The sequence below is a fragment of the Azonexus caeni genome (assembly GCF_048146105.1).
GTDB classification, from domain to species: domain Bacteria; phylum Pseudomonadota; class Gammaproteobacteria; order Burkholderiales; family Rhodocyclaceae; genus Azonexus; species Azonexus aromaticus_B.
This window is the reverse complement of sequence record NZ_JBKJAD010000054.1, coordinates 1-1,581: the sequence shown is the minus strand read 5'-3', so window position 1 is coordinate 1,581 and position 1,581 is coordinate 1. Positions and strand designations below refer to the sequence as shown.

Here is a 1,581-nt window from a genome sequence, read left to right as displayed (position 1 = left end):
CTAACCATCATGATTCAGAGTCTCGCCCCCGAACATGAAAGCCGCGCGATGGGCGATGATGTGCGGGTGGGAGAGGGTGGACGAGAGGTCGATTAACATTTGGCGGCCACACCCCGCGCTCTAACCGGACCCGACCTGGACAGTCCGTACCCCCGATTGTTCCCTGCGTTGTTGGCAGAGGACGCACGGTAAAGAGGCCTGCGCCGATTTCCGACGCAAGGCGTAACTGGCCGGGTTGTCCGCCGTCTCCCACGGTGCAGTTTAGCCATAGGAGATGGATCATGGAAACCCTTCACAAACGGGTCGCCGGCATTGACGTGCATCGCATGAAACACGTCGTGACCGTCCTGATCGAGGACGACAGCGGCCAAACCATCAAACAGCAGCGTGAGTTTTGCGGCTTCAAGCGTGACCTCAAGACCTTGGCCAGCTGGCTGCAGGAACAGCGCGTGGAATTGGTCATTCTGGAGAGTACGGGCATTTACTGGAAGAGCGTCTACGCTCACTTGGAAAATGCCGGCGTGCCAGCCTGGGTGGTCAATGCCCATCATGTCAAACACGTTCCCGGCCGCAAGACGGACGTGGCCGATTCCGAGTGGCTGGCCCAGTTGGGGCGTTTTGGCCTGGTTCGTGGCAGTTTTATCCCACCCGGGGATCTGCGCGAACTGCGTCTGGTGTCGCGTTACCGCAAGAAACTGGTCGCCATGCTGGCTGCCGAGAAGAACCGGCTGCACAAACTGCTCGACGATGCTGGCATCAAGCTGGGGGGTCTCGTCGCGGACATCAATGGCAAGGCGGCGAAGGCCATTGTCGACGGCCTGATCGACGGTTTGCCCACGAGCGAACTGATCAAACTCACCGGTCGCCTGCGGGCTTCCAAGGAAGACCTCCTCGCCTCCCTCGATGGCGGCCTGTCGCCCCGTCACACGATGTTGCTGCGCGAACTGCGCGGCCATATCGGCGAACAGGAAGCCCGTTTGAACCGACTGGATGCCTACCTGACCGAGGCCATGCAACCCTATGCCTGGGCCTTCGAGCTGCTGCAGACAATTCCCGGCATTGATGCCATGGCGGCCGCCGCCATCCTGATCGAGATCGGCGATGACATGACCCGCTTTGGCAGCGCACAGCGCCTCGCTTCCTGGTCGGCCTTGTGTCCGGGCAACAACGAAAGTGCGGGCAAGCGGAAAAGCGGCAAGACGCGCAAGGGCAACAGCTTGCTGCGCGCCTTGCTCTGCGAAGTCGCCAATGCGGCCCGATGTACCCTGTCGGTCTTCAAGGCCAAATATCAGGGACTCGTGGTTCGGCGCGGACACAAGAAAGCCATCGTGGCCTTGGCTCATAAACTCATTCGTACCATTTACTTCATGCTCACCCGCCGCCAGGCGTATCACGATTCGGGGATTGATTACGCGGCGGCGAACGTGGCTAAAAATGCTCCACGCTGGCTCAAGGCGCTGAAACGTTTCGGCTATTGGCCCGAAACCGCAGCCGCCTAGCCAGACCGGTCTTCTCCTCGCTATCCCGCCTACCCGGCAGGGAGCTACATCATCGCCCATCGCGCCGGGGCTTTCACGGTAA

At 60.6% G+C, this 1,581-nt stretch carries 1 protein-coding gene; it reads left to right on the top strand.

What is annotated here, in order from left to right:
* The first annotated feature begins 281 nt into the window (after positions 1–281).
* A complete protein-coding gene (locus ACLIIZ_RS21025) occupies positions 282–1,499 on the top strand; it encodes an IS110 family RNA-guided transposase (RefSeq protein WP_416695645.1) in 1,218 nt (405 codons plus the stop codon).
* Positions 1,500–1,581: the final 82 nt, after the last annotated feature.

What these genes read in the sequence shown, in the direction of transcription:
- ACLIIZ_RS21025 (WP_416695645.1), top strand. Translation starts at nt 282, where the DNA reads ATGGAAACCCTTCACAAACGGGTCGCCGGCATTGACGTGCATCGCATG.